The following is a 22837-nucleotide window of genomic DNA, read 5'->3' as shown; positions in this document are numbered from 1 at the left end:
ATGGACCCCACGCTCCCCGTGTCCACCACGGGCATCCTCGACGTCCTCATTGGCGACGTGCACGTCGGCACGCTCACGCTGCTCGCGGACGAGCGCATCGAGTTCAGCCTCTCCGAGGACTACCGCCAGCGCTACCCGCGCCCCGTCCTGGGCCAGTTCTTCGAGGACGACCTGTCGCGCCGCCACACCAGCCGCATGCGGCTGCCGCCGTTCTTCTCCAACCTGCTGCCCGAAGGCCCGCTGCGCGACCTCATCTCCGAGCGCCAGCACATCGCCCGGCAGCGCGAGTTCTTCTTCATCGCCCACCTGGGCGCGGACCTCTCCGGCGCCGTCATCGTCCGCCCCGCGGGCGAGCTCGCCGGCCACGACGCGCCGCTCGTGGACGTCCCCGCGGAGCCCGTGTCGGACGGTGAGCCGCTGCGCTTCTCGCTCGCGGGCGTGCAGCTCAAGTTCTCCATGCTCCGGCGCGACCGGGGCATGACGCTGCCCATGGGCGGCCTGGGCGGAGACTGGATCGTCAAGCTCCCGGACAACCGCTACGACCGCGTGCCGGAGAACGAGCTGTCCGTGATGACCTGGGCCCGCGCCACCGGCATCGACGTGCCGGAGCTCCAACTGCTCCCGGTCTCCGACCTGCACGGCCTCCCGGAGGGCATCACCCTGCGCGAGGACCTGGCGTACGCCATCCGCCGCTTCGACCGGCCGTCCCCCGGCCGCCGCGTGCACATGGAGGACCTGGCGCAGGTGCTGGGGCTGTACTCCGACGAGAAGTACAAGAAGTACAACTACGAGACCATCGCCAACGTGCTGCTCAAGGTCGCGGGCCTGGAGGCGCTCCAGGAGTTCCTGCGGCGGCTGGTGTTCATCATCGCGTGCGGCAACGGCGACGCGCACCACAAGAACTGGTCCCTCTACTACCCGGACGGCACGCGCCCCACGCTGTCGCCCGCGTACGACTTCGTCTCCACCATCCAGTACATGCCGCAGGACCAGCTCGCGCTGAACCTGGCGAAGTCCAAGCGCTTCGAGGACGTGTCGCTCCAGAGCTTCGAGCGCCTGGCGCGCAAGCTGGGCCTGGCGGACGAGGACGTCCTCCCGGTGGTGAAGGGCGCCGTGGAGGTCGCGCTCGACGCGTGGACCACGCTGCGCGCGGACCTGCCCATGCCGGAGCTCTTCAAGCAGCGCATCGAGGAGCACTGGAAGCGCGTCCCGCTGCTCCAGGGCAACGTGAAGCGCAGCGCGGGCGAGCTGCGCCAGACGGTCAACGCCTTCTTCACCCTCTACAACGAGCTGCCCCGCCTGGGCCCCGGCAGCGACGCCTGCACCCGGGAAGCGCTGCGGCGCCTGGGCCCGGTGCCTCCGTCGCCGCGCGTGCTGGACCTGGGCTCGGGCACCGGACGGCAGTCGCTGGTGCTCGCGCGCGAGCTGAACACGCGCGTCACCGCCGTGGACCTGCACCGGCCCTATCTGGACCGGCTGGAGCGCGAGGCCCGCGAGCAGGGACTGTCGGACGCCATCGTCACGCGCCAGGAGGACATGCGCGCGCTGTCGTTGCCGCCTGCATCCGTCGACCTGCTCTGGTCCGAGGGCGCCATCTACCTGGTGGGCTTCGAGCAGGACCTGCGCCAGTGGCGGCCGTTGCTCGCGCCGGGGGGACTGGTGGCCGTCACCGAGTGCACCTGGCTCACGGACGTCCGGCCTCCGGAGGCGGTGCGCTTCTGGTCCGCCGGGTACCCGGCCATGGGCAACATCGCCCAGAACCGCGCCAGCGCGGAGGCGGCGGGCTTCACGGTGCTGGACACCTTCACGCTGCCCGCGTCCGCGTGGTGGGACGACTACTACACGCCGCTCCTCCAGCGCATCGACCAACTGCGCCCCACCGCGGACGCGGCGCTGCGCGAGGTCATCGCGGCGGCGGAGCAGGAGGTGAACCTGTACCGCCGCCACGGGGACAGCTACGGCTACGTCTTCTACCTGCTGCGTTCGCGCGAGGCCTGAAGCCTCGGGCCTGGGTGGCGCGGGAGGGGACGAACGGAGAGGATGGGCGGCCCATGCCGGCCCCCGCCCCCCGTGCCGTCCCCACTGGGGACACGCCCACTGACGCCTCGCTGACGCTGCTGAGCATCCCCGGCACGACGCAGGCGGAGGTGGACACCTACTGGCTGAAGCACGTGTATCAGGGCGACCGGCTGCCCCAGCTCACCCTGCGCGCGGTATTGCTGGGCGCGGGACTGGGCGTGCTCACCTGTGCCACCAACCTCTACGCGGGCCTGAAGACGGGCGTGGCGTTCGGCGTGGCTGTCACCGCCGCGCTGCTCGCGTCCGCGACGCATGGGGCGCTCCGGCGCTTGAGCCCTCGCGTCGCCGGGAGCCCGTTGTCGCTGCTGGAGCTGGGATGCGCGCAGACGGTGGCGTCGTCCGCGGGGTACGCGACGGGCGGCGCGCTCGTGTCGGTGCAGGGGGCGTGGTTGTTGACGACGGGGCACCACCTGCCCGGCGTGACGTTGCTCGCGTGGACGTTCATCTTGTCCACGCTGGGCGTCCTGTTCGCGGTGCCGCTCAAGCGGCAGTTGGTGGACCGGGAGCAGCTTCCGTTCGCGTCCGGGACGGCGGCGGCGGCGACGGCTCGCGCGCTGCATTCGGGAGGGGAGGCGGCGGGGCCCCGGCTGCGCATGCTGGGCGTGGGTGGGCTGATCGCGGGCGTGCTGACGCTCGCGCGGGATGGCTTCGGACGCGTGCCTTATGCGTATGCGTTTCCCGGGACGCTGGGGGGCGTGTCGCTGGAGCGGTTGGGGTTCGCGCTGGAGACGGGGTTGATGCCGGTGGGTGGGGGCGCGCTGCTGGGCGTGCGCGTCACCGCGTCCATGTGGCTTGGGGCGCTCGTGGTCCATGGCGTCGTCGCGCCCCGGTTGATGGCGGCGGGCGTGGTGGCTCCGGATGGAGACTTTCTCGCGTGGGCGCTGTGGCCGGGCGCGGCGGCGCTCACCACCGCGTCGCTGTTGCAGTTCGCGCTCCAGGCCCGCGTGTGGGGCCGGGCGCTGCGAGGGCTTCGCGGGCCACGTCAGTCGCCGCATCCCATTGAAGCGCTCCAGGTTCCCGGGCGGTGGTGGGCAGCTGGGATGCTGGTGTTGACGCCCGCGACGGTGGCGCTGGCGCGGGTGGGCTTCGACGTGCCGGTGCCGCACGCGCTGCTCGCGGTGGCGCTGTCGTTCGTGCTGTGTCTCATCTCCTGCCGTGTCACGGGCGAGACGGACGTGAGCCCCGTGGGCGCGCTGGGGCAGGTGACGCAGCTCACGTATGGCGTGCTCCTGCCTGGAGACGTGCGCGCGAACCTGGCGACGGCGGGCATCACGGTCAACGCGGCGTCCTCGTCCGCGGATCTGCTCACGGACCTGAAGGCGGGGCACCTCTTGGGTGCGAATCCGCGCCGCGTGTTCCTGGCGCAGCTGGTGGGGTGTGTCGTGGGGGCGCTGGTGGTGGTGCCGCTGTTCTACCTGCTGGTGCCGGAGCCGTCCGTGCTCGGGTCGGAGCGCTTCCCGGCGCCAGCCGCGACGGTGACCGCGGGCGTGGCGCGGGTGCTGGCGTCGGGGCTGGATGCCGTCTCGGCGGACCTGCGGATCGCCATGGCCTGGGCGGCGGGAGCGGCGGCCGTCCTCACGCTGGGTGAGCAGGCGCTGCCGGAGCGCTTCCGGCGCTGGACGCCCTCGGCGGTCGGGGTGGGGCTGGCGTGTCTGCTGCCTGCCTCCACCTGTCTGGGATTCTTCCTGGGCGGGCTGGGGTGGGAGCTGGCCCGGCGGTGGCGGCCCGCGTCGGACGGGCCGGGTGTGACGCTGGCTGCCGGGCTCATCGCGGGTGAGGGACTGGTGGGCGTGGGCATCGTGCTGGCGCGGGCGCTCTGGTAGCCTTCGGGCATCCGCATGCGCTGTCCGGTCTGCCACCGCCGCCTCGCTCCCGGCGCGGCGTGTCCCGTGAATGGCGTCGCCACCGGGTCCGGTCTCCCCCTGGAGCCGCTGGCGATTCCCGACGTCCCCGGCCTGTCCGGTGCCGCCCTGTTGGGGGTGGGGGGCTTCGCCCACGTCTTCACGGCGGTGCGCGAGTCGGACGGCCGCGAGGTGGCGCTCAAGGTGGGGCTGGGGCCGCACCATGCGCGCTTCGCCCACGAGGCGGAGGCGCTCCGGCGCGTCGGACCTCCCACGGTGCCGGAAGTGCTGGAAGAGGGGCGGGTGGGGGGCAGGCCCTTCCTGGTGCAGGAGCTGTTGCGAGGGCAGACGCTCGCGGCGTGGATGGCGGCGCTGCCGGGGACGGGCGCGGCGTCCGTGGCGCGGGTGCGGGAGTTGCTGACGGGGTTGTGTCCGGCGGTCGCGCGCGTGCACGCGGTGGGGGTCGCGCACCGGGACCTCAAGCCGGAGAACATCTTCCTGCGTGAAGGTGGCGCGCTGAGCCTCCTGGACTTCGGGCTCGCGCGGTGGATGGACGCGGGACCGGCGGAGGCGGCGGGGAACCGCGCGGGCACGACGGTCTACATGGCGCCGGAGCAGTGCCTGGACGCGCGCGAGGCGGGGCCGGCGGCGGACATCTACGCCTTGGGCGTCCTGCTCTTCGAGTTGCTCACGGGGACGCCGCCGTTCAACGGCACTCCGGACGAGGTGCGCGAAGGCCACGTGAGCCAGCGTCCGCCGCGCGTGTCGGAGCGGGCGCAGGTTCCGGGAGCGCTGGACGCGGTGGTGGCGCGGTGTCTGGCCAAGGAGCCGGCGGAACGGTACGCGAGCGCGGAGGAGTTGCTGGCCGCGTTCGAGGCCGCGTGCGCGGAAGGGCCTTCGCTGTCCGGTGTGGTCGGGGCGAGGGACGCGCGGCCGGCGCAGACGCTGGTGACGTTCGCGGGCGCGCGTCCGGTGGCGGTGCTGGGGTTGCGCACGGCCGCGTCGGTGGAAGGGTTGGCGGCCACGCTGGAGCCATTCGGCGGAGTGCTGGCGCGGGTCGCGGCGGGTGGCTACCTGCTCGTCTTCTGCGAGTCATTGTCCGCGGAGGCGAACGTGCGCGCGGGCGCGCTCGCGGCACGGCGACTGGTGGAGTCCGGAGAGGCCTCGGCGGTGCTGCACGTCGCGGTGCTGTATGTGCATCCGGGCACCACGTTGCCGCGCGTCGCGGGTGCCGCGCTGGAGAGGCCGGAGACGTGGTGGGGGAGGGCGCTCACGCAAGGCGAAGTGCGGGTGACGCCAGAGGCGGTCGCGCGGCTGGAGCCCGGCTGGATCGAGCCCGTCACGAAGCCCGGCGACACCGAAGCCAGGCCGGGGGCTCGTGAGTCTGAGGCTCGGGAGCAACAGCCGTCCGAGAGCATCGGATCCACGGCATCGCAGGGGAGCGACGGCGACGCTCGCCCCGCAGCGCGAGAGTCCGAGAGTCGCGAGTCCACTCCGTCCCAAGCGGCCGTAGATGACGCGCGCGCCGTGACGCGTGAGAGAGTGAGTCGCGAGCCCCCTCCCTCGCAAGCGGCTGTAACGGACGAGCGCTCCGCGCCTCGCGAGTTGCAGCGCCGCGAGTCCACTCCGTCCCGAGCGGCCGTAGAGGATGAACTCGTCGCGACGGGTGAGTCCGCGAGTCGCGAGTCCATTCCCTCGCAAGCAGCCGAAGGGGACGACCGTTCAGCAACGCGTGAATGGGCGCGCCGCGAGCCCACACCCTCGCAAGCGGCCGGCGAGGACGGACGTGCCTCGACGCGTGAGTGGACGCGCGATGAGCCCACTCCCTTGCAATCGGCTGTAGAGGACGGACGTGCCTCGACGCGTGAGTGGACGCGCGATGAGCCCACTCCCTTGCAATCGGCTGTAGAGGACGGACGTGCCTCGACGCGTGAGTGGGCACACCAGGAGTCCACGCCCTCGCCAGCGGCTCTGGAGGACGAATACGCCCCAGCGCAGAAGGTCAGGGCACGTGAAGCCACCGTGCCGCATGCTGCCGCGGAGGGCGCACGCACCTTGGACGCCGAGCGCGAGCCCGAAGCGGTCTTCCGGCTGCGCCTCCACGACGAGGACGGAGCACGTGCTGATGGCGAGCCTCCTCCGTTCGTGGGCCGCGACGCGCTGCTGGAGGCACTGGTCGCGGACGCGGCGCGGAGCCTGTCGGCCTCTGCGCCGGGCCTGGGCGTGCTCACTGGCGAAGTGGGGCATGGCAAGTCACGGTTGCTGAAGGCGCTCGCGCTCCAGTTGGAGTCCGCGGGCCATGCCCGGGTCGTCCGTCTGCGCGCGCCTCCGCCGGATGCGTCGCTGTCCAACTCCCTCCTGGATGCCCTGCGCGCCGTCGTGGGCCGTCCTTCCGCGGAGCCCCGCATCCTGGGCGAGGCGCTCGTCGAGCAGGCCCGTGAAGCCCCGCTCGTGCTGTTGCTGGATGATGCGCACCTCGCGGATCCCCTGAGCCTGGATGTGCTCGAGCGCGCCACGCTCGCGGGACCGCGAGCACCCTTGTGGATCTGCGTCGCCGGCCGTCCGTCGTTGCTGGGCTTGCGTCCCCACCTGGGCGAGCGCAGCGCCCACTCCTCACGCCGTACGCTGCCGCCACTGTCTCCGGAGGCCAGCCGCGCGGTGCTTGTCCATTTGCTGCGCCCGGCGGAGCACATCCCCGAACCCGTGCTCGCGCGCCTGGAACAACTGGCGCAGGGCGTGCCCCTGTCCCTTGTCGAACTGGCTCGCGCGCTCCGTGCCGCCGGTGCCCTGCGTTCCGCACCGGGCGGCGGATGGTACGTCGCGCCGGACGCGCTGCTGGACGTCTCCGTCACGCCGCTCTTTGAACGACTGGCCCCACGCGCGCTCGCGGGCCTTCCGGAAGCCCACCGGGTGCTCGCGCGGCTGTGCGCGGTGCTCGGCACGGAGGTGGACGTCGCACGCGTGGACGCGGCCCTGCGCCACCTGACGACTGGACCGGAGCTGTCGCGCGCCGCCGCGCTGGACGCGGGCGCGGGCCTGCAACGGCTGGCCCGCGCGGGCCTCCTGCGCCCCACCGGCCCGGGCCGCTTCGCCTTCCGCCATCCGCTCCTGCGCGAAGCCCTGGAGGCCCTGCTGCCTCCCGCGCCCCGCCGCGCGCTGCACGCCGCCGCGCTCAAGGCCAGCGTGGGCGACGACGTGGCCGAACGCCGCCGCCGTGCGCACCACGCCGCGGTCTGCGGCGCCCACCTGGAGGCCTCGCGCGACTACCTGGTGCTGGCGGAGGAGGCCCGCTCCGGTCACCTCTCCGTGGAAGCGGAGCAGCACTACACGCGCGCGCTCGCGCTCCTCCCGGAGTCCGACGACGCGCGCAGGGCCCAGGCGCTCGCGGGACGGGGCAAGGTCCGCCACCGCCTCCAGCGCTTCCGTGAAAGCCTCGCGGACCTCTCCGCCGCGCGCGCCCTGGCCCGCACCCGAGGCGACGCCGCGCTCGAAGTGGACCTGCTCCTGGAGGAAGCCACCGCGCGCGACTGGATGGAGGACTCGGAAGGCTCCGCCGCCTGCACGCGCGAAGCGCTCGACGCCATCGAGCCCCTGGACGCGCCGCGCCTGTCCCTCCGCTGTGGCCTCGCCCGGGGCCGCCTGCACGTGCGGCAAGGCGAGTGGGCCGCCGCGGCCCGCGTGCTCACCTCCACCGCCGAGGGCTCCGAGCGGGCCCGGGACCACGAGACGCTGGTCGTGTCACTGGCCCTGCTGGGCGCCGCGCTCACCTTCCTGGACCGCGCACCAGAAGCCGCTGAACGCTTCGACGAAGCCCTGGAGCGCTGCGAGGCCGCGGGCGACGGACTGCACAAGGCCGCCGTGCTGAGCAACCGCGTCCTGCTGTGGCTCCGTCAGGGCGACGTGCCCCGCATGGAAGCGGACCTGCGCCGCGCCATGGCCCTGGGCCGCGAGCTGGGCCACGCGCAGATGGAGCGCTGGTCCACCTTCAACCTGGCGGAGGTCCTCTACATGCAGGGCCGCCTGGACGAAGCGCTCCCCCTCGCGCAGCGCGCGCACGAGTTGGGCGTGCGCTTCTTCCGCGAACACCCCGTGCCCGTGGACGCGCTGCTCATCGCCCGCATCCAGGCCGCTGCGGGAGACGAGGCAGCGGCGGCCCGCCAGCTCGCCTGGATTTCGGAGCGCTGTCCGCCGGAGTCCCTGCCGCCCACCGCCATCATGCGGCGGCTCGTGGAGCTCCAGGTCCATCAACAGACCACCGGCGCCTTCCGCGCGACGGACTGGGCCGCGCTCCACACGGAAGCGGACGCGCTGGCCTCACCGGATGAGAAAGCAGAGATCCTCCTGCAGGCCATCGGCAGCGCACGCCGCACGGGCGCCATCGACGAGGCCCGTGCATGGCTTGAGCGCGCCGGCCCCGCCGTGGCCGAAGCCCCGCTGTGGGCTACGCGTTTCCACGCATTGCGTGCCGCGCTCGCACCCTCAGCGCTGTAACGGGAATCGCTACACGGTGCCGCTCCCGTAACCTTTCGCGCTACAGGGAGACAAGAAGGCCGCGCCTGGGGTTTCCTTCCCTCCCATTTCCGAATCCTGCCCAAGGAGTGTTCGCGCGATGGCCTCCTCCGTCCTCCGAGTCCCCTGGTGTTTCCTGTTGCTGGCCCTCACCGGCTGCGAGCCCGCGCTCCCGGAAGACGCCAGCGCCGATGCCGACGTGTCGCTCGGCACGAGCAAGTCAGACATCCGCATCGCCAACTCGCTCACGACGCGCGAGCTGGTGCTCAACGCCATCGCCGCGAACCACGACGCGAACGCGGCCCTGTCCACGAACTCGCTGGAGTCCCTCTTCGACCCTGATGAGATGGTCCCCGGCGCGGGCACCGCGCTCGTCAACAACCAGCTCCGCGACCCCTACGCGCAGCGCTTCATGGCGTATCTGGTGAGCTGCGCGTTGGGCGAGGGCGAGACGCTCGAATACCTCAATCCCTTCCAGCCCGCGGGCTCCCAGCGCGGTGAATGGGCCGGCTCCGCGGGCCTCTGTCCGTGGTGGCGCACGCAGGCGCCGGGCGACGCGTGCCTCCGGCGCGTGACGGCGTGCCTCCTGTCGCGCAACAACGGCCTGGGCTACCGCGTGGACCTGTCCATGCGCGGGGAGATTCACGAGCCTTCCCAGTCCATGGCGGAGCCCTTCTCCCTGGACGCGTGGACGGTGCCGCTGGAGCACGTGCCGTCCACGACCGCGTCCATCAACAGCGCCGTGCCGTGCGACGAGCAGACGGTGGGCGCGGAGCGCGATTGCGGCTGGAAGATGCACTCGGTGGGGTGGTGCCCGGCGGGCCAGACCATCTCCGTGGGCGCGGGAGGCCCGGCGGTCTGCCCGTCCGGGACGCCGCTGGGCTCCAGCTCCGAGACGCGCATGATGCTGCGCGTGTGCCGGGGCATCGCGGGCTGCGACAAGGCGGACGCGCGGCACGTGGAGTCCAGCCAGGGCTGCTCACCGGAGTCCACGGACCCCTCGTCCTCCTCGGACACGGACCCCTCCGTGACCTTTACCTGCCCCGCGTCGGGTGGGTACTTCACGGTGATGAGCGCGCCCTGGGACAGCGACGCGGAGGGCACGGTGACCGTGGGCGTCTCGTCCGGCGTGCAGGCCCCCCTCTCCGAGCGCGCCGTATACCGGGTCCGCGAGGGCGCCTTCTACGGCAACCTCTTCGGCAGGGACGCGCTGCGCGACGACATCAACGTGACGGTGACGTTGGTGGCGGGCTCGAAGGACCGCTACACCGTCAACCGTCCGCGAGGCCGCCAGTCGAAGCCCGTCTTCAAGGACCTCTACTCCTGCTACGACCCGGGCTGGGTCTACGGCCGGGCGTACGCGACCTATCGCGTGTGCGCGCTGCCGGGCACGCAGGAGGACTGCGCGGCCACCGTCACGGGCCCGTGCTGGAGCACCGACCCGGGTGTTCCCTACCAGTGCAAGACGCAGGACGGCTCGCTGCTCGCGGGCGACGGTGACTTCGAGGCCTGCATGGACACGTCCAACCAGGTCTGGGAGGAGCCCGTCACCGTCTTCCTCAACGGCGCATGCGACCTGGTGGATGATCAGCATCTCCAGTTGTGCAAGCGCTGGACGGAGCCCCCGCCGCCCCATGAGACCTCTCGGGGCAAGTACTAGCCCATGGCGGGCAGCGGCGAGGAGGCCCTCTACGGCGAGGAGCTGCGGCCCGGCGCGCTCGTGGGCGAGTGGGTCGTGGACCACGTCCAGGTCCAAGGCCCCGTGTCCGCGCTGTACCGGGCGAGGCACGCGCGGTCCGGCGTGCCCGCCGCGCTGAAGGTGCTGCACCCGCAGGTGGCCGCGGCGGCGGTGGCGCTGCGGCGCTTCCGGCGTGAAGCGGCCACGCTCCAGCGCCTGCGCCATCCGCACATCGTCACGGTGCTGGGATACGGCGAGCTGTCGGACGGCCGGCCCTTCATCGCCATGGAGTGGCTGGAGGGGCAGGACCTGGCGGCGGAGCTGGCCACGCGAGGCCCCCTGTCTCCACGCGAGGTGCTGGAGGTGATGGAGCAGGTGGGCGCGGCGCTGCGGGTGGCGCACGCGGCGGGCGTGGTGCACCGCGACCTGAAGGTGCAGAACGTGGTGCGGCTCGCGCCGGGGCGCGGCGGCCCCGCCGTGAAGCTGGTGGACTTCGGCGTGGCGAAGGGGCTGGTGCCGGGCGCGCCGGGCAGCTCGTCGCTCACGCACACCGGCGTGGTGCTGGGCACGCCCCTGTCCATGGCGCCGGAGCAGATCCGCGGCGAGGTGCCGGACGCGCGCACGGACCTGTACGCCGCGGGCGTGCTGCTCTTCCAACTGCTCACCGGCATGCCGCCCTTCCAGGGCACCACGCGCCACGAGGTGGAGCAGCAGCACCTGCACGCGCCGCCGCCACGTCCCGGAGAGCACGCGCCGGTGTCCGCCGCGCTGGACGCGGTGGTGCTGCGGTGTCTGCGCAAGGCCCGCGAGGACCGCCACCCGGACGTGGACGCGCTCCTGGAGGACCTGCGGGGCGCGGTGCTGGGAGGCGCGGCGCCGGTGGAGGTGCCGCGCGCGGTGGGGCTGTACGTGGAGGCCCGGCTGACGGGAGAACCGGACGCCGCGGCCATGGAGGACCTGGACTCAAGCCTGGAGCGCGCGAGCACCCTGGCGCGCGAGGCCGGGCTGGAGGTGCGGGTGATGGGCAGCGCGTGCCTGCTCGCCGTGGCCAGCCTCCCGGACGACGTGCGCCGTGAACGGGAGCTGCGGGCGAGGGTGCTGGACGTGGGGCTCGCGTTGACGGGAGCGAACGCGCCCCCCGCGCGACTGCACGTCACCGTGCACGTGGACCGGCTGACGTCGCGGGAAGACGCGCACGGCTGGACGGAGGGCACGGCCTCCGCGTGGGACGCGGCGGGCGGGGAAGGAGGCCTGCTCCACCTGCCCGGCTGGGTGCGCGACGCCGGTGAAGACGCCACGCCCATCGTCACCGGCGCGGCGCTGCGGGGCCTGGAGGCGGACTTCGTCGCCAGCCCCGTGACGGAGTCACCGGAGCGCTGGCGGCTGTCCTCCCGGCGCTAGGGCTTGATGCCGTGCCGGCGCAAGAGCCGGTAGAAGTGCACGCGGTCCATGCCGGCGGTGACGGCGGCCTGGGCCACCTTGCCCTGGTGCTTCTCCAGGAGCGCCCGCAGGTATCGCCGCTCGAAGTCGTCCACCACGCGCCGGCGCTGCTCCGCGTACGGCCGCGACAGGTCCAGCTCCAGCGGGCTGCCCTCCGGGCGCGAGTCCTCCTCCGCCAGCGGCAGCGCGTCCTCGAACACCAGGCAGCGCTCCAGGTGGTTGCGCAGCTCGCGCACGTTGCCCGGCCACGCCGCGTGCCGCAGGCGCGACAGGAACTCCGGCGTGCGCAGCGCGCCCGTGCGCTCAGGGTCGGCGCCCAGCGACTCCAGGATGCCCGACACCAGCATGGACAGGTCCTCCGGCCGCTGGCGCAGGGACGGCATGGCGATTCGCAGCACCGCGAGCCGGAAGAACAGGTCGGAGCGGAAGCGGCCCGCGTTCACCTCCGCGCGCAGGTCGCGGTGCGTGGCCGCGATGAGCCGCACGTCCACCGGCTGGTACGTGTTGCTGCCCACCCGGCGGATCTCCCGGTTCTCCAGCACGCGCAAGAGCTTGGGCTGCAACTCCGGGGGCAGCTCGCCAATCTCGTCCAGGAAGACGGTGCCGCCATCGGCCTCCTCGAAGACGCCCGCGCGCCGGCTCACCGCGCCGGTGAAGGAGCCCTTCTCGTGGCCGAACAGCTCGCTCTCCAGGATGTGCGCGGGGATGGCGCCGCAGTCCACGACGAGGAAGGCCGCGTCCTTGCGACGGCTGGCCTGGTGGATGGCGAGCGCCGCCTGGCTCTTGCCCGTGCCCGTCTCGCCCTCCAGCAGCACCGTGACGTCGCGCGCGGAGGCCCGCTCCATCATCGCGAAGCAGCCGCGCATGGCCACGGACGTGCCCACCAGCGTGCCGAAGCGCGTGAACTCCGACAGGGGCAGCCGGTTGCTCTCCGCGCTGAAGTCGAACCGCAGCACCACGCGGCCCAGCCGCAGGAGGCTGCCGCTGCGCAGGATGCCCTCCACCACCTGCACGCCGTCCACGATGACGCCGTTGAGGCTGTCCAGGTCCTTCACCTGCGGGCCCTTGAGCCCGATCCGCACCTCGCAGTGGAAGCGCGACACGGTGGAGTCCTCCACCGCGAAGTCGTTGAGCGGATGCGAGCCCACCGAGCAGGTGTCCGCCGTGGACTCCCACACCGTGCCCGCGCCCGGGCCCTCCACCACGGACAGGCGGAAGCGGCGCACCGTGGGCAGGTCCCCCGGACGGCGGGCCTGCTCATACGGCAGCGTCACGTGGAGCGCGGCCTCCTGGCCCTCTTCGTCCGGGCGGGCGCCCTTGTCCTTCGACTCCCCGGGGGCCCCGTCGACGCGGGTTCGATCCGACACAGACATGCACTCGAAACTACCACGTCCGGGCCACACGGGGCGGAGCAGGCAGGTGTCCGGCAGGACACAGACGCGGTGCGCGCACGCAAAGCGTCAGCTCAGCGTCACGTCCAGGAACATCATCAGCACGAAGCCCACCATCAGCCCGGCGGTGGCCTCCTTCGCGTACTCCTGGCGGTGGCTCTCGGGGATCATCTCGTCGCTGACGACGTACAGCATGGAGCCGCCCGCGAACGCGAGCGCCCACGGCAGCACGCCCGACGCGAACGACGTGGCGAAGAAGCCCACCAGCGCGGCCACGCCCTCCACCAGCCCCGTGTAGAGCGCCACCAGCACCGCCTGCTTGCGGCTGTACGCCACGCCCATCAGCGCCAGCGCGACGACGAAGCCCTCCGGGATGTCCTGCAGCCCGATGCCCACGAGGATGGGCGCGGCGATGGTCATGGAGCGGCTGCCCACGCCGGTGCCCACCGCCAGGCCCTCCGGGAAGTTGTGCAGCGCGATGGCCAGCACGAACAGCCAGATGCGCTTGAGGTTCACCGCCTCCGCGTTGCCCTCCTGGCCCTTGATGAAGTGCTCGTGCGGGATGAAGCGGTTGCACAGGTGCAGGAACAGGCCCCCCACCAGCATGCTGCCGCCCACCACCAGCGCGGGGACGAAGCGCGACGTGGAGCGCTCCTCCGCCAGATGGATGGCGGGCACGACGAGCGAGAAGGCCGTGGCCGCGAGCATCACGCCCGCGCTGAAGCCCATCAGCACGTCCTTGGTGCGCTGGGAGATGCCGCCCATGGCCAGCGCGGGCACCGCGCCCAGGCTGGTGGAGAGGACGGTGACGGCGCTGCCAACGAGCGCCAATACGAGGGTGGACGAGCCGAAACCGCTGTCGGACATGGCCCCCTCAACCTGTCGCACTCCCCGCCGCCCGGCCACCTTTTCAGCGGGGCCGGGCGCGAACGTGTCCGCGGGGACGCACTCAGGGCGACAGGCGCTGCTTCTCCCGCAGGAGGAGGTGCCACTCCTGGAGGTTCTTCTGGAGCGCGGACAGCCACGCGTCGATCTCCGGATCCAACCGCTTGTCCACGCCGCGCAGGGACTCCAGGAGCGGCCGGGCGCCGGACTGGCCCAGCCGAGCCAGGCCCTCCAGCGCGGACTTGCGCACCGCGAGGTCGCTGTCGCTCCGGTACAGGGACGTGAGCGAGCGGCGCGCGCCCGCGGACTCGGAGCCTGGCACGCCGCCCAGCGCCTTCGCCGCCGCCGCGCGCAGGCCCGCGTCCTCCGAGCGCAGTTGCTGGGTGAGCTTGCGCACCACCTCCGGGCTCGCGGCCTCCATGGAGACCTCGCCCAGCAGGCGTTGGGCCAGCGCCGGGTCGTCCGTGGCCGCGGCGACCTTCACCGCCGCCTCCGCCATCTCCGGGTTGTGGCCGAAGTAGATGCCCGCGCTCTCCGTCACCAGGTTCTCCACCACCGCCTGGCGCACCTCTGGCGCGCTGTCACGCACGAGCTGCTCGTAGGTGACGACGCCGCCGTTCTTCGCCATGAACTCCACCGACGGTGAGCCCTGGAGCGCGCGCACCGCCGCGGCGCGCAGGCCGGGATCCGCGTCCTGGCTCGCGCGGGAGAGCAGCGGCTGGAGCAGCTCCGGCTTCTGCGCGTTGCTCGCCTTGGTGGCCAGCGCCGCGCCCACGGCCTCCAGCACGGCGGGGTCGCGCTCCTGGCTCACCGCCCGGCCCAGGGCCTCCGGCGGCATGGCGATGGCGGCCTCCTTCAAGCGCAGCCGCGCGTATTTGCGGTACGCGGGCGAGCCCGTCTTCATGGCCACGCGCACCTCGTCCAGCATGCCCTCCACCGTGCAGGCCGTCTTGGTGGGGACGGGGGGCGGAGTGGCCTGCGCCAGGGCCAGGCCGGGCAGCAGCGACAGCCAAAGCATTCGCGAGCCCATCAGTGCGGCGCTCCTTCCTCGACCACGCAGTCGTGGTGTTCCTTCTTGCCCAGCCAGATGCGCGCGAAGTCCGTCGTGCCGGTGGCGTACAGCGCCTTGAAGTCCAGGTAGTCCTGCCGCAGGCGCGGGTCCTTGCGCGCGAACTCCTCCACCAGGGGAAGGGCGTCCGCGCCGGCCGCGCGCACCGCGAAGCGCAGGAAGGCCCATCTCACGCACAGGTCCTGCTCGCCGTCGAAGGCGGCGCGGTACGCGGCCAGGGCCTTCTGCGGATCCTCGGTGACGGCGAGCCGGAAGGCGGCCATCTCGCGCACGTCGCGCTCCTTGTCGGTGCGCATCACCTTCGCCAGCGCGTCGATGGAGTCCGGGTCGAGCAGCGGGTCGGAGTACGAAGGCATCTCCAGCGCGAGCAGCCGCACCGCCGTGTCATCCGACGTGGTGCCGATGTCCAGCAGGTCCTTCCAGTACGGCGCATACGTGCCCGTGCGCTCGTAGTCCTCCTTCATCACCCGGCCCATCGTGCGCGTGGCCACCCACGCGGCGGAGTCCGCGGACTCATCCATCGCGATGGCCTTGATCCGGCCGCGCGTCTCCGGCGTGAAGCGGTGCTGCGTCTCCAGCGCGTCCAGCGCGGAGGCGCGGTCCGTCGTGGCCAGCGACTTGTCCTCCGCCACGGACATCAGCTTCTCCGTGACGCGCGGGTGGCGCACGGCGGGCGCGGCCTTGAGGGCCTCCAGGTAGATGGCCGGCTCCGGCGGCGCGGCGCCCACCGCCCATGCCACCAGTTGCAGCGCGCGGTCCGGGTCGTTGCCCACGAGCTCCGTCAAACGCTCCTGGAGGTAGGCCACCAGCGCGGTGTCGCGCGCCTGGATGGCGGCGGCCACGGCGGCGTGCAGCGACTCCAGCGTCGCGGACCTGTCCAGCGCGGCCAGCCCGTCCCAGCACCCGGGCATGGGAATCTCCTCGCGCGGTCCGGCGTGCGCGGCGGGCGGAGGCTCCACGGCGGCGGCGTTGCCGGCGGCGGCCGTGGGCATGGAAGGACTCGCCGCCGCAGGCAGCGGAGGACCGGCGTCAGCGCTCCCAGCCGAGCCCCGCCACCACACGACGCCCAGGGCGACGAGGAGGACGAGGCCGGCGAGCGCGACCTTGAAGAGGGGACGGGAGGTCATGTCGAAGGGGGCTCACACAGTGAGGGAAGGAAGGGCGCACGCGCGCCGGAAACAGCCGGGCGGGGCACACGCGGCCCCCGCCCGGAGCCACACGGGCTACAGCGTGGGAACGCCCAGCCGGTTGTTGCAGTAGGCGTTGGTGCCGCACGTGGTGCCGACGCTGGTGTACCAGGCCGACTTGCGCGTGCCGTACTGCCGGTTGTCCGCGTGCACGTGCGGGCCGGTGGCGTTGCCCGTGCCGCCCACGAGCCCCAGCGCGCAGCGGTCGCACGTCTTCGTGCCGGAGCTGACGTTGGCGTAGAAGTGCAGCTGGCGGAAGTCCCAGCCGCTCCCGCCGGACACCACGTAGTAGTTGCCCGCGCCGCCGTTGCAGGTGGAGCCGTAGCAGGCCCCCGCGCAGCCGCCGTAGTAGTAATAGTAGTAGTTGCCCACCAGCATGCCGCGGTGGTTCCACTCGCCGCAGGTACCGTTCCCGATATCCAGCGCCGTGTGGCTGCTCCCCGTGCAGCTGTAATACGTGGTCGAGTTCACGTAGGCCGCCGTGTCGCAGATGGGGCCGTTCGCCGTGGCCGCCACTCCCGGACTGGCCCACGCCGCGGCGGCCAACGCCACCCCGGCGGACAGCAACGTCTTCAGCTTCATGCGGTGCTCCCTCCCGTCATCCACCCCCCGTTTCCCCGCGAATGGGGCGGGGGCGGTGAAGCCGTAATACACGAAAAACGTGAAACCGTCTCGCGAATCGGGAATTGAGAAACACAACGATTCCAAGGGCTTCCGTGCCGCGCTGTGTCGTTTCGGGCTGGACGACGCAACTGGCGGCAAACGTTCACGACAATCTGGAATGTCGGCGTTCGGCCGACCCTGGCGACCCGCCGCCGGGACCCTCAGGCCAGGTGTCTCCGTCACCTGGGAGAAGCGACATGACCACGATTGGCAAGCCCGGCTCGCGCACGACGTCCCCTGTCAGCACCCCGCAGCCGAAGACGCCCGCCGCGCCCGTGAAGCCCAACGCGGTGAAGGCCGCCGTCACGCAGCGGATGTCGGACGGGTTCGACTCCGGGCCCCGCGCGGGCTCGCGTCCCCCGCTGACGGAGGTCCGCACCACCGAGACGGCGGTGAAGAAGGACAAGGATGGCGGCGGCTTCCTGGGCGGGATCGCGTCGGGCCTCGGTTCCGCGCTCGACAAGATCGGCAAGGGCGTGGCGAAGGCGCTCGCGCCGCAGGTGAGCACGAACGCGGATGGGCGCACGGTGGTGGACCTGGGCGCGGGCAACAACACCGCCAAGGTGACGCAGAACAAGAACGGCGGGCTCACCATCACGTCCGGCAGCGACACGGTGAACCTCACCGCCGAGCAGGCCCAGGGCGTCATCATCAACGGCGGCGCTGGCAACGACTCCATCACGGTGGACAAGAGCGTCACGCAGGACATCACCCTGGATGGCGGTGAGGGCGACGACAAGCTCACGGGCGGCGCGGGCAACGACACGCTCGTCGGCGGCGCGGGCAACGACACCGTCATCGGTGGCGAGGGCACGGACACGCTGAAGGGCCTGGACGGCGACGACTACCTGGAGGGCGGCGCGGGTGACGACCGCGTCTACGGCGGCGAGGGCCGCGACGTGATGTACGGCCTGGACGGCAATGACACCCTGTCGGGCGGCAAGGGCCGGGACTACATCGACGCGGGCGCTGGCAACGACCGGGCCTTCGGCGGCGAGGGCGACGATCAGGTCATCGGCGGGCGCGGCGATGACACGCTGTCGGGCGGCGCGGGCAACGACGCGGTGGCGGGCGGCGAGGGCAAGGACACGGTCCGCGGCGGCAAGGGCACGGACAAGCTCTACGTCGAGGAGAACGAGGCCACCTGCGACGCGGCCGAGGGCGAGCGCGAGATCGTCGACATGACGAACGCGGACCAGCGCGGCTCCTCCGTCTCCGTGACGGGCAGCGCGGAGTTCCAGGCGCGCGTGCAGTCGGACCTGGACGCGATGCGCTCGCTGCCTTCGGGCCAGGAGCTGCTGGGCACGCTGGACGCCAGCGGCAAGAAGACGGTCATCCGCGAAACGTCCAGCGGCAACAGCGCGGGCGGCACGAACTTCAACGACGGCTTCATGAACGCGGACGGCACGCCGGGCAAGGGCACGGACGCGCAGGTGAACTACAACACCACGCGCATCTCGCTGGGCGACGAGGAGTGGATGAACCGCCCGCCGGTGGTGGGCCTGTTCCACGAGCTGGTGCACGCGTCGGACATGAACAACGGCACGCTGGCGCTGGGCTCCAAGAACGGCACGCGCAACCTGGAGACCTCCGCGGTGGGCCTGCCCATCGACCTGGACCAGGACCCGTCCACGCCGGACGTGGTGCAGGGCGGCCGTCCCGGAGAGAACGTCCTGCGTGACGACCTGAACCTGCCGACCCGCCCGCGCTACTAGGATGCGGGGGATGAAGACCTTCCGCCGCGCTGGTGCCATCATGGCGCTGGCGATATTCGTGGGCTGCGCGCGGGCGCCGGAGCGGCCCGCGCCCCCAGCGGACCCCGGAGGACAGCGCGTGGCCCAGGCGGATGTGGAGCTGAAGGTGGAGTCGGTGGCGCGTGAGGCGGACACGCTCGCCGTCACCTACGCGGTGCACAACCGGACGCAGAAGGCCGTGCTGCTCACGGACGGCCTGTGGGACGTGGGCTTCAGCGGCCACCTCACGCTGGCGCCCGAGCGGGCCTACGTGGACCTGTCCGGCGGCAAGGTCGTGCTGTCGCGGATGTTGCTGCCGGTGCCGGAAGACCTGGCGGTGGAAGCGCCGGAGGTGCCCGCGGTCAGCCGCGTGGAGCCGGGCGCCACGGCGAACCGCCGCGCGGTGGTGCCGCTGCCCCTGCGCACCGCGCTGCCGTACCCCACGGGCCCGGAGGAGACGCGCGAGCTGTCCGACGTGCGCGAGGTGTCCCTGCGCGTGGGCTACCTGCCGGACGCGGACGCCATCCCGCTGAGCCAGGGGAAGGACTCCCAGGGCACGCCCATCCAGACGCCGCGGTACGGGCCGGCGGTGACGGCGCAGCGGGTGTTGGACAGCGGACCGCTGCCGGTGACGGACGCGAAGTAGGGAGCCCGGGCCCTGGCGTTGGATGATGACCGCGATGACGGCTCCGGGCCCGTCATCGTCACCGAGGACTCGCAAGGGCGCCGCTCGCTGCGCTTTGGCGACGGGGGGGCGCGCCAGAGCGTGGTGTGGCCCGGCGAACCGCTGCGGCTGGAATTGCCGTACACCCGCATGGCGATGGTGGCGCTGGCGTTCGTGCCCCGGCCGGAGAACATCCTCGCCATCGGCTTGGGGGGCGGCTCCATCCCCATGTTCCTGCGCGCGGTGCTGCCGGACACGCACATCGACGTGGTCGAAATCGACGCGGCGGTGGTGGACGCCGCGAAGGAGTACTGCGGCTTCCAGGAGGACGCGCTCCTGCGCGCGCACGTGGCGGACGGGCGGGCCTTCATCGAGGCGGACGGGCCGCCCTATGACCTCATCTTCCTGGACGCGTACGGGGCGGATCAGATCCCCGGGCACCTGGCCACGCGCGAGTTCCTGGGGGCGGTGCGCTCGCGGCTGACGCGGGGCGGGGTGGTAGCGAGCAACATCTGGGAGTCCGCGGGCAACCCGCACTACGACGCGATGGTGCGCACCTACCAGGTGAGCTTCCACGGCCTGTCCATCTTCGAGGTGCCCACCACGACCAACCGCATCCTGGTGGGGCTGGAAGGCCCGCTGCGGCTGACGCGCGAGGCGTTGGTGGAGCAGGCCCGCCGGGTGGAGCGGGAGCGGAAGCTGCCGTTCCGGTTGAGCACGCTGGTGGCGCAGCGCTACCGGCCCCTGACGCGGAGGCTGGGGCGGGGGCGGGTACTGACGGACGCGGGGCTGGGGCCCGGCGGCCTCATCCCGGAGGAGTGAGGCCGCTCTGCTGGCCAGTGAGCACGGCCCCGCCCGGCCGCGGCTGAATCAGGGGGCGGCGCTGCTAATCTTGAAGGCTCGGTACGTCAGCATCCTTTCGGGAGACGCGATGAACGGCGCGAACGACGGACGACCCGGCCAGCCCTCTGCTTCCTCCGAGGACGAGGCGCCGTTGGCGGACGGCGAGTCCGATGCCGCGGGCCTGGAGGCCCGTCCGAAGCAGAAGCCCATCTTCGTGTTGGAGGGCAACACGCTGAGGACGCGGCTGACGCGGGAGCTGGGCATCCACTATCCCTTCGTCGGGGCGGGCATGGCGTTCGTGTCCCTGCCGCCGTTGGTGGTGGCGGTGTCGGAGGCGGGCGGCCTGGGAATGCTGGGCGGGGCGCCAGAGCCGCCGAGCGTGCTGGAGGCGCGGCTGAAGGCCATCCAGGCGGGCACGCAGCGCCCCTACGGCGTGGACTTCATCGTGGACAAGCTGGAGCCGCACGGCTTCACGACGCGGGACCACGTGGACACGTGCATCGCGGCGAAGGTGCCGGTGGTGGTGTTCCACTGGACGATGCCGCCGCGCGAATGGATCCAGGCGCTCCAGGCCGCAGGGACGCGGGTCTGGGTGCAGGCAGGCACGGTGGAGCTGGCGAGGCAGGCGCTGGACGCCGGGGTGCAGGGGCTCATTGCCCAGGGGCGGCAGGCGGGCGGGCGCAACCTGGGCAGCACGCCGACGCTGGTGCTGCTGAAGGAGTTCCGGAAGCTGACGGAAGCGGTGCCGGTGCTGGCGGCGGGAGGCATCGCGGACGGATACAGCGCCGCGCGAGCGCTGCATCAAGGCGCGGACGGCGTCTGGGTGGGCACGAGGCTGGTGGCGTCGGTGGAGGCGTACGCGCACCCGCTCTACAAGCAGCGGCTGGTGGACGGAGACGCGGGCGACACGGCGTTGACGACGTTGTTCGGGCCGGAGTGGCCGGGCAAGCGCATGCGGGTGATCCGCAACCGCGTGGTGCGCGAGTGGGCCGGGCGCGAATCGAGCGTGCCGGCGACGAAGGATTCGGACGCCATCGGCACGACGCGGCTGTTCCCGGGCGTGCTGGACGTGCAGTACGTGATGCCGAAGTTCAGCTCCTTCCTGCCCACGCCGGACACCCAGGGAGACCTGGAGGAGATGAGCCTCCCAGCGGGAGGCGCGAGCATGGCGCGCATCGACACCGTGCAGCCCGCCGGGCAGATCGTCGTGGAGATGATGGAGCGCGCCCGTCGGTTGTTGGAGTCGCCGGAGGGGCTGGATGAGGCGGACGAGGAGGACCGGGGTTAGGGCGGGGGGAAGAGCTGGTTGAGGTGGCGCTCCCATGCCGCAAGCTCCCTCTCTCTCAACGCCAACTCCTTGGGTGTCTTCGCCGCGTCGATGCCAGTCATGAGCTTCAGTTGGTAGGTCTCTTCCTCTGTTGGAAGATCATGACCTCCGTTTCGGGCTCTCATCCGTCTGACGAGCGTCTTGATCTGCCCGAGATGCTCATCCTTCATTTCCTTCAAGCTCTTTGTAGGCGCAGGGGAGGCAGGCGTCGGCTCCTGCGCAAGGACCTGCTGGGCCTTGGTGGCATCCGTTGAGGCAGGAGCGGGAGTGCTCTCCTGTTGCTCCGGCAGGTCGTTCACCTCGAGCTTGGGCGATGGCGGTGTTTCAACCACGTGGGGCGGAACGAGCGCGGGCGCCACGGTCACCGCCGGGGACGTCGTTCGGAGCCGGATGACCGCGGCTCCTGTACCCAGGAGCAGCAATGCTCCGACCAGGAACCAGCCAGGCCCGGGGCCCCGGCGGATGGCTTTAAGTGCTTCCTGCGTCGTGGTGTCCGTGACGGTGCTCCCAGCGGCAGGCGTGGCCGTGGAAACGATGTCGGACTTCGGAAGCGAAGGGGCACGGGGCGCCGAGCGCAGGGGAATGCGCTTCAAGCGCTCGCGTACGGCCTCGGCGGAGGAAGGCCGCCGCGCTGGATCCTTCTGCAGCAACTGCAGGACCAGCGAGTCCAGTTCCTGAGGAAGCCCAGGTACGCGCGAGGATGGCGCGGGAGAGCGCGCCTCCACGTGCGCGAACATCACCTGCACGGAGTCGCCCTGGAACGGACGCACGCCGGTGAGCAGTTGGAACATCATCACGCCCACCGCATAGAGGTCCGTCGCGGGGCTGACGTCGCTGTCCCCGCGGATCTGCTCCGGCGCCATGTACTCAGGCGTACCAATGACGGTGCCGTCGGCCGTGAGTGGGGTGTCACCCGACTCCAGAAGCTTCGCGATGCCGAAATCGACCAGCTTCACTGAGGCTGGTGTCTGCGGTGATTCCGCGATGAAGACATTCGCGGGCTTCAGGTCCCGGTGAACGACGCCCGCCCGGTGCGCCGCCCCCAGCGCGGCCAGCATCTGGTCCATGACCCAGACGACGCTCTCGAGTTCCATGGGCTGCTTCGCTCGGACGAAGTCCGACAGAGGCCTCCCCTGAAGCAGCTCCATGGTGACGTAGGGCCGTTCATCCGGAAGGCTGCCGAATCCGAAGATGTCGATGATGCCCGGATGCCGGACGGCATTGACCGCGCGGGCCTCCACGAGCAGGCGCTGCACCAACTGCTCGGACACCAGCTCCAGCCGCAGGACCTTGATGGCGGCCTGTTTGCCAATCAGCGGGTGCACCGCGCGGTACACGACGCCCATGCCGCCCGAGCCAATGCGCTCCTGAATGACGAACTCGCCCACCTGCATGCCCAGCAGGGGATCCGTGGTTGCGCTGGACCGGGACTCCGGCCGGACGGGTTGCCCGGCGTCGCTACGAGAGGAGGGGGTTTTCATGGGGGGCGCTGGCTCGCGAACCATAGCCATGCGCTCCCAATGCTTTC

Annotated in this window: 15 protein-coding genes; 9 read left to right on the top strand and 6 right to left on the bottom strand. The window is 71.9% G+C overall.

From position 1 onward, the window contains the following. From ACX114_RS29045 to ACX114_RS29025, 5 genes are all read left to right on the top strand, one after another. Complete coding sequence (locus ACX114_RS29045) at window positions 1-1998, top strand: HipA domain-containing protein (RefSeq protein ID WP_459289834.1); 1998 nt, start codon at window positions 1-3, stop codon at window positions 1996-1998. A gap of 53 nt (window positions 1999-2051) precedes the next feature. Then, entirely contained in the window at window positions 2052-3902 is a 1851-nt protein-coding gene (locus ACX114_RS29040) for an OPT family oligopeptide transporter (RefSeq protein WP_459289832.1), read from the top strand. Window positions 3903-3917: 15 nt separating this feature from the next. Beyond that, window positions 3918-8411 (top strand): protein kinase domain-containing protein, encoded by a 4494-nt coding sequence (locus tag ACX114_RS29035; RefSeq protein WP_459289830.1) that lies wholly within the window; start codon window positions 3918-3920, stop codon window positions 8409-8411. Between the two features lie 118 nt (window positions 8412-8529). Then, entirely contained in the window at window positions 8530-10089 is a 1560-nt protein-coding gene (locus ACX114_RS29030) for a hypothetical protein (protein WP_459289828.1), read from the top strand. A 3-nt stretch (window positions 10090-10092) separates the two neighbouring features. Then, window positions 10093-11508, top strand: coding sequence for a serine/threonine-protein kinase (locus tag ACX114_RS29025; RefSeq protein ID WP_459289826.1), 1416 nt, complete (start codon window positions 10093-10095; stop codon window positions 11506-11508). On the opposite strand, the gene ACX114_RS29020 is transcribed toward ACX114_RS29025, so the two are convergent. The 5 genes from ACX114_RS29020 to ACX114_RS29000 form a co-directional block, all read right to left on the bottom strand. Continuing rightward, window positions 11505-12920: a sigma 54-interacting transcriptional regulator gene (locus tag ACX114_RS29020; protein WP_459289824.1), complete on the bottom strand. Its 1416-nt coding sequence runs from the start codon at window positions 12918-12920 to the stop codon at window positions 11505-11507. The two genes, ACX114_RS29025 and ACX114_RS29020, sit on opposite strands and share 4 nt — an antisense overlap. A gap of 87 nt (window positions 12921-13007) precedes the next feature. Beyond that, the gene (locus tag ACX114_RS29015) at window positions 13008-13805 is read right to left on the bottom strand and encodes a ZIP family metal transporter (RefSeq protein WP_459289822.1); all 798 of its coding nucleotides are present in this window, start codon (window positions 13803-13805) and stop codon (window positions 13008-13010) included. Window positions 13806-13887: 82 nt separating this feature from the next. Next, window positions 13888-14853, bottom strand: coding sequence for a HEAT repeat domain-containing protein (locus ACX114_RS29010; protein WP_459289820.1), 966 nt, complete (start codon window positions 14851-14853; stop codon window positions 13888-13890). Then, entirely contained in the window at window positions 14853-16019 is a 1167-nt protein-coding gene (locus ACX114_RS29005) for a HEAT repeat domain-containing protein (protein ID WP_459289819.1), read from the bottom strand. The genes ACX114_RS29010 and ACX114_RS29005 overlap by 1 nt, the downstream gene beginning before the upstream one ends. A 96-nt stretch (window positions 16020-16115) precedes the next feature. Next, window positions 16116-16661 (bottom strand): peptidase M23, encoded by a 546-nt coding sequence (locus ACX114_RS29000; protein WP_459289817.1) that lies wholly within the window; start codon window positions 16659-16661, stop codon window positions 16116-16118. A gap of 278 nt (window positions 16662-16939) precedes the next feature. Between ACX114_RS29000 and ACX114_RS28995 the strand changes: the two genes are divergently transcribed. The 4 genes from ACX114_RS28995 to ACX114_RS28980 all read left to right on the top strand — a co-directional run bounded on the left by ACX114_RS28995 (window position 16940) and on the right by ACX114_RS28980 (window position 21270). After that, on the top strand, window positions 16940-18457 hold the full coding sequence (locus tag ACX114_RS28995) for a M91 family zinc metallopeptidase (protein WP_459289815.1): 1518 nt from the start codon (window positions 16940-16942) through the stop codon (window positions 18455-18457). Window positions 18458-18467: 10 nt separating this feature from the next. Continuing rightward, window positions 18468-19121 carry a hypothetical protein gene (locus ACX114_RS28990; RefSeq protein ID WP_459289813.1) on the top strand — a complete coding sequence of 218 codons (654 nt, stop codon included), beginning with the start codon at window positions 18468-18470 and terminating at the stop codon, window positions 19119-19121. An 18-nt stretch (window positions 19122-19139) separates the two neighbouring features. Further along, window positions 19140-19961: a spermidine synthase gene (locus ACX114_RS28985; RefSeq protein ID WP_459289811.1), complete on the top strand. Its 822-nt coding sequence runs from the start codon at window positions 19140-19142 to the stop codon at window positions 19959-19961. Window positions 19962-20031: 70 nt separating this feature from the next. Beyond that, complete coding sequence (locus ACX114_RS28980) at window positions 20032-21270, top strand: NAD(P)H-dependent flavin oxidoreductase (RefSeq protein ID WP_459289809.1); 1239 nt, start codon at window positions 20032-20034, stop codon at window positions 21268-21270. Here the strand turns inward: ACX114_RS28980 and ACX114_RS28975 are convergent. After that, a complete protein-coding gene (locus ACX114_RS28975; protein WP_459289807.1) occupies window positions 21267-22790 on the bottom strand; it encodes a serine/threonine-protein kinase in 1524 nt (507 codons plus the stop codon). The two genes, ACX114_RS28980 and ACX114_RS28975, sit on opposite strands and share 4 nt — an antisense overlap. Window positions 22791-22837 lie beyond the last annotated feature (47 nt).

Source organism: Corallococcus sp. M7 (assembly GCF_054512695.1).
Note: the sequence above shows the minus strand (reverse complement) of the source record. Positions and strands in the feature narration are given on the sequence as shown.

Excerpts from the sequence above, each read along its gene's own strand:
- ACX114_RS29005 (WP_459289819.1), bottom strand. The coding sequence starts at position 16,019 with ATGACCTCCCGTCCCCTCTTCAAGGTCGCGCTCGCCGGCCTCGTCCTC.
- ACX114_RS29030 (WP_459289828.1), top strand. The coding sequence starts at position 8,530 with ATGGCCTCCTCCGTCCTCCGAGTCCCCTGGTGTTTCCTGTTGCTGGCC.
- ACX114_RS28990 (WP_459289813.1), top strand. The coding sequence starts at position 18,468 with ATGAAGACCTTCCGCCGCGCTGGTGCCATCATGGCGCTGGCGATATTC.
- ACX114_RS29045 (WP_459289834.1), top strand. The coding sequence starts at position 1 with ATGGACCCCACGCTCCCCGTGTCCACCACGGGCATCCTCGACGTCCTC.
- ACX114_RS29025 (WP_459289826.1), top strand. The coding sequence starts at position 10,093 with ATGGCGGGCAGCGGCGAGGAGGCCCTCTACGGCGAGGAGCTGCGGCCC.
- ACX114_RS29015 (WP_459289822.1), bottom strand. The coding sequence starts at position 13,805 with ATGTCCGACAGCGGTTTCGGCTCGTCCACCCTCGTATTGGCGCTCGTT.
- ACX114_RS28975 (WP_459289807.1), bottom strand. The coding sequence starts at position 22,790 with ATGAAAACCCCCTCCTCTCGTAGCGACGCCGGGCAACCCGTCCGGCCG.
- ACX114_RS29000 (WP_459289817.1), bottom strand. The coding sequence starts at position 16,661 with ATGAAGCTGAAGACGTTGCTGTCCGCCGGGGTGGCGTTGGCCGCCGCG.
- ACX114_RS28995 (WP_459289815.1), top strand. The coding sequence starts at position 16,940 with ATGACCACGATTGGCAAGCCCGGCTCGCGCACGACGTCCCCTGTCAGC.
- ACX114_RS29040 (WP_459289832.1), top strand. The coding sequence starts at position 2,052 with ATGCCGGCCCCCGCCCCCCGTGCCGTCCCCACTGGGGACACGCCCACT.
- ACX114_RS29035 (WP_459289830.1), top strand. The coding sequence starts at position 3,918 with ATGCGCTGTCCGGTCTGCCACCGCCGCCTCGCTCCCGGCGCGGCGTGT.
- ACX114_RS29020 (WP_459289824.1), bottom strand. The coding sequence starts at position 12,920 with ATGTCTGTGTCGGATCGAACCCGCGTCGACGGGGCCCCCGGGGAGTCG.
- ACX114_RS29010 (WP_459289820.1), bottom strand. The coding sequence starts at position 14,853 with ATGGGCTCGCGAATGCTTTGGCTGTCGCTGCTGCCCGGCCTGGCCCTG.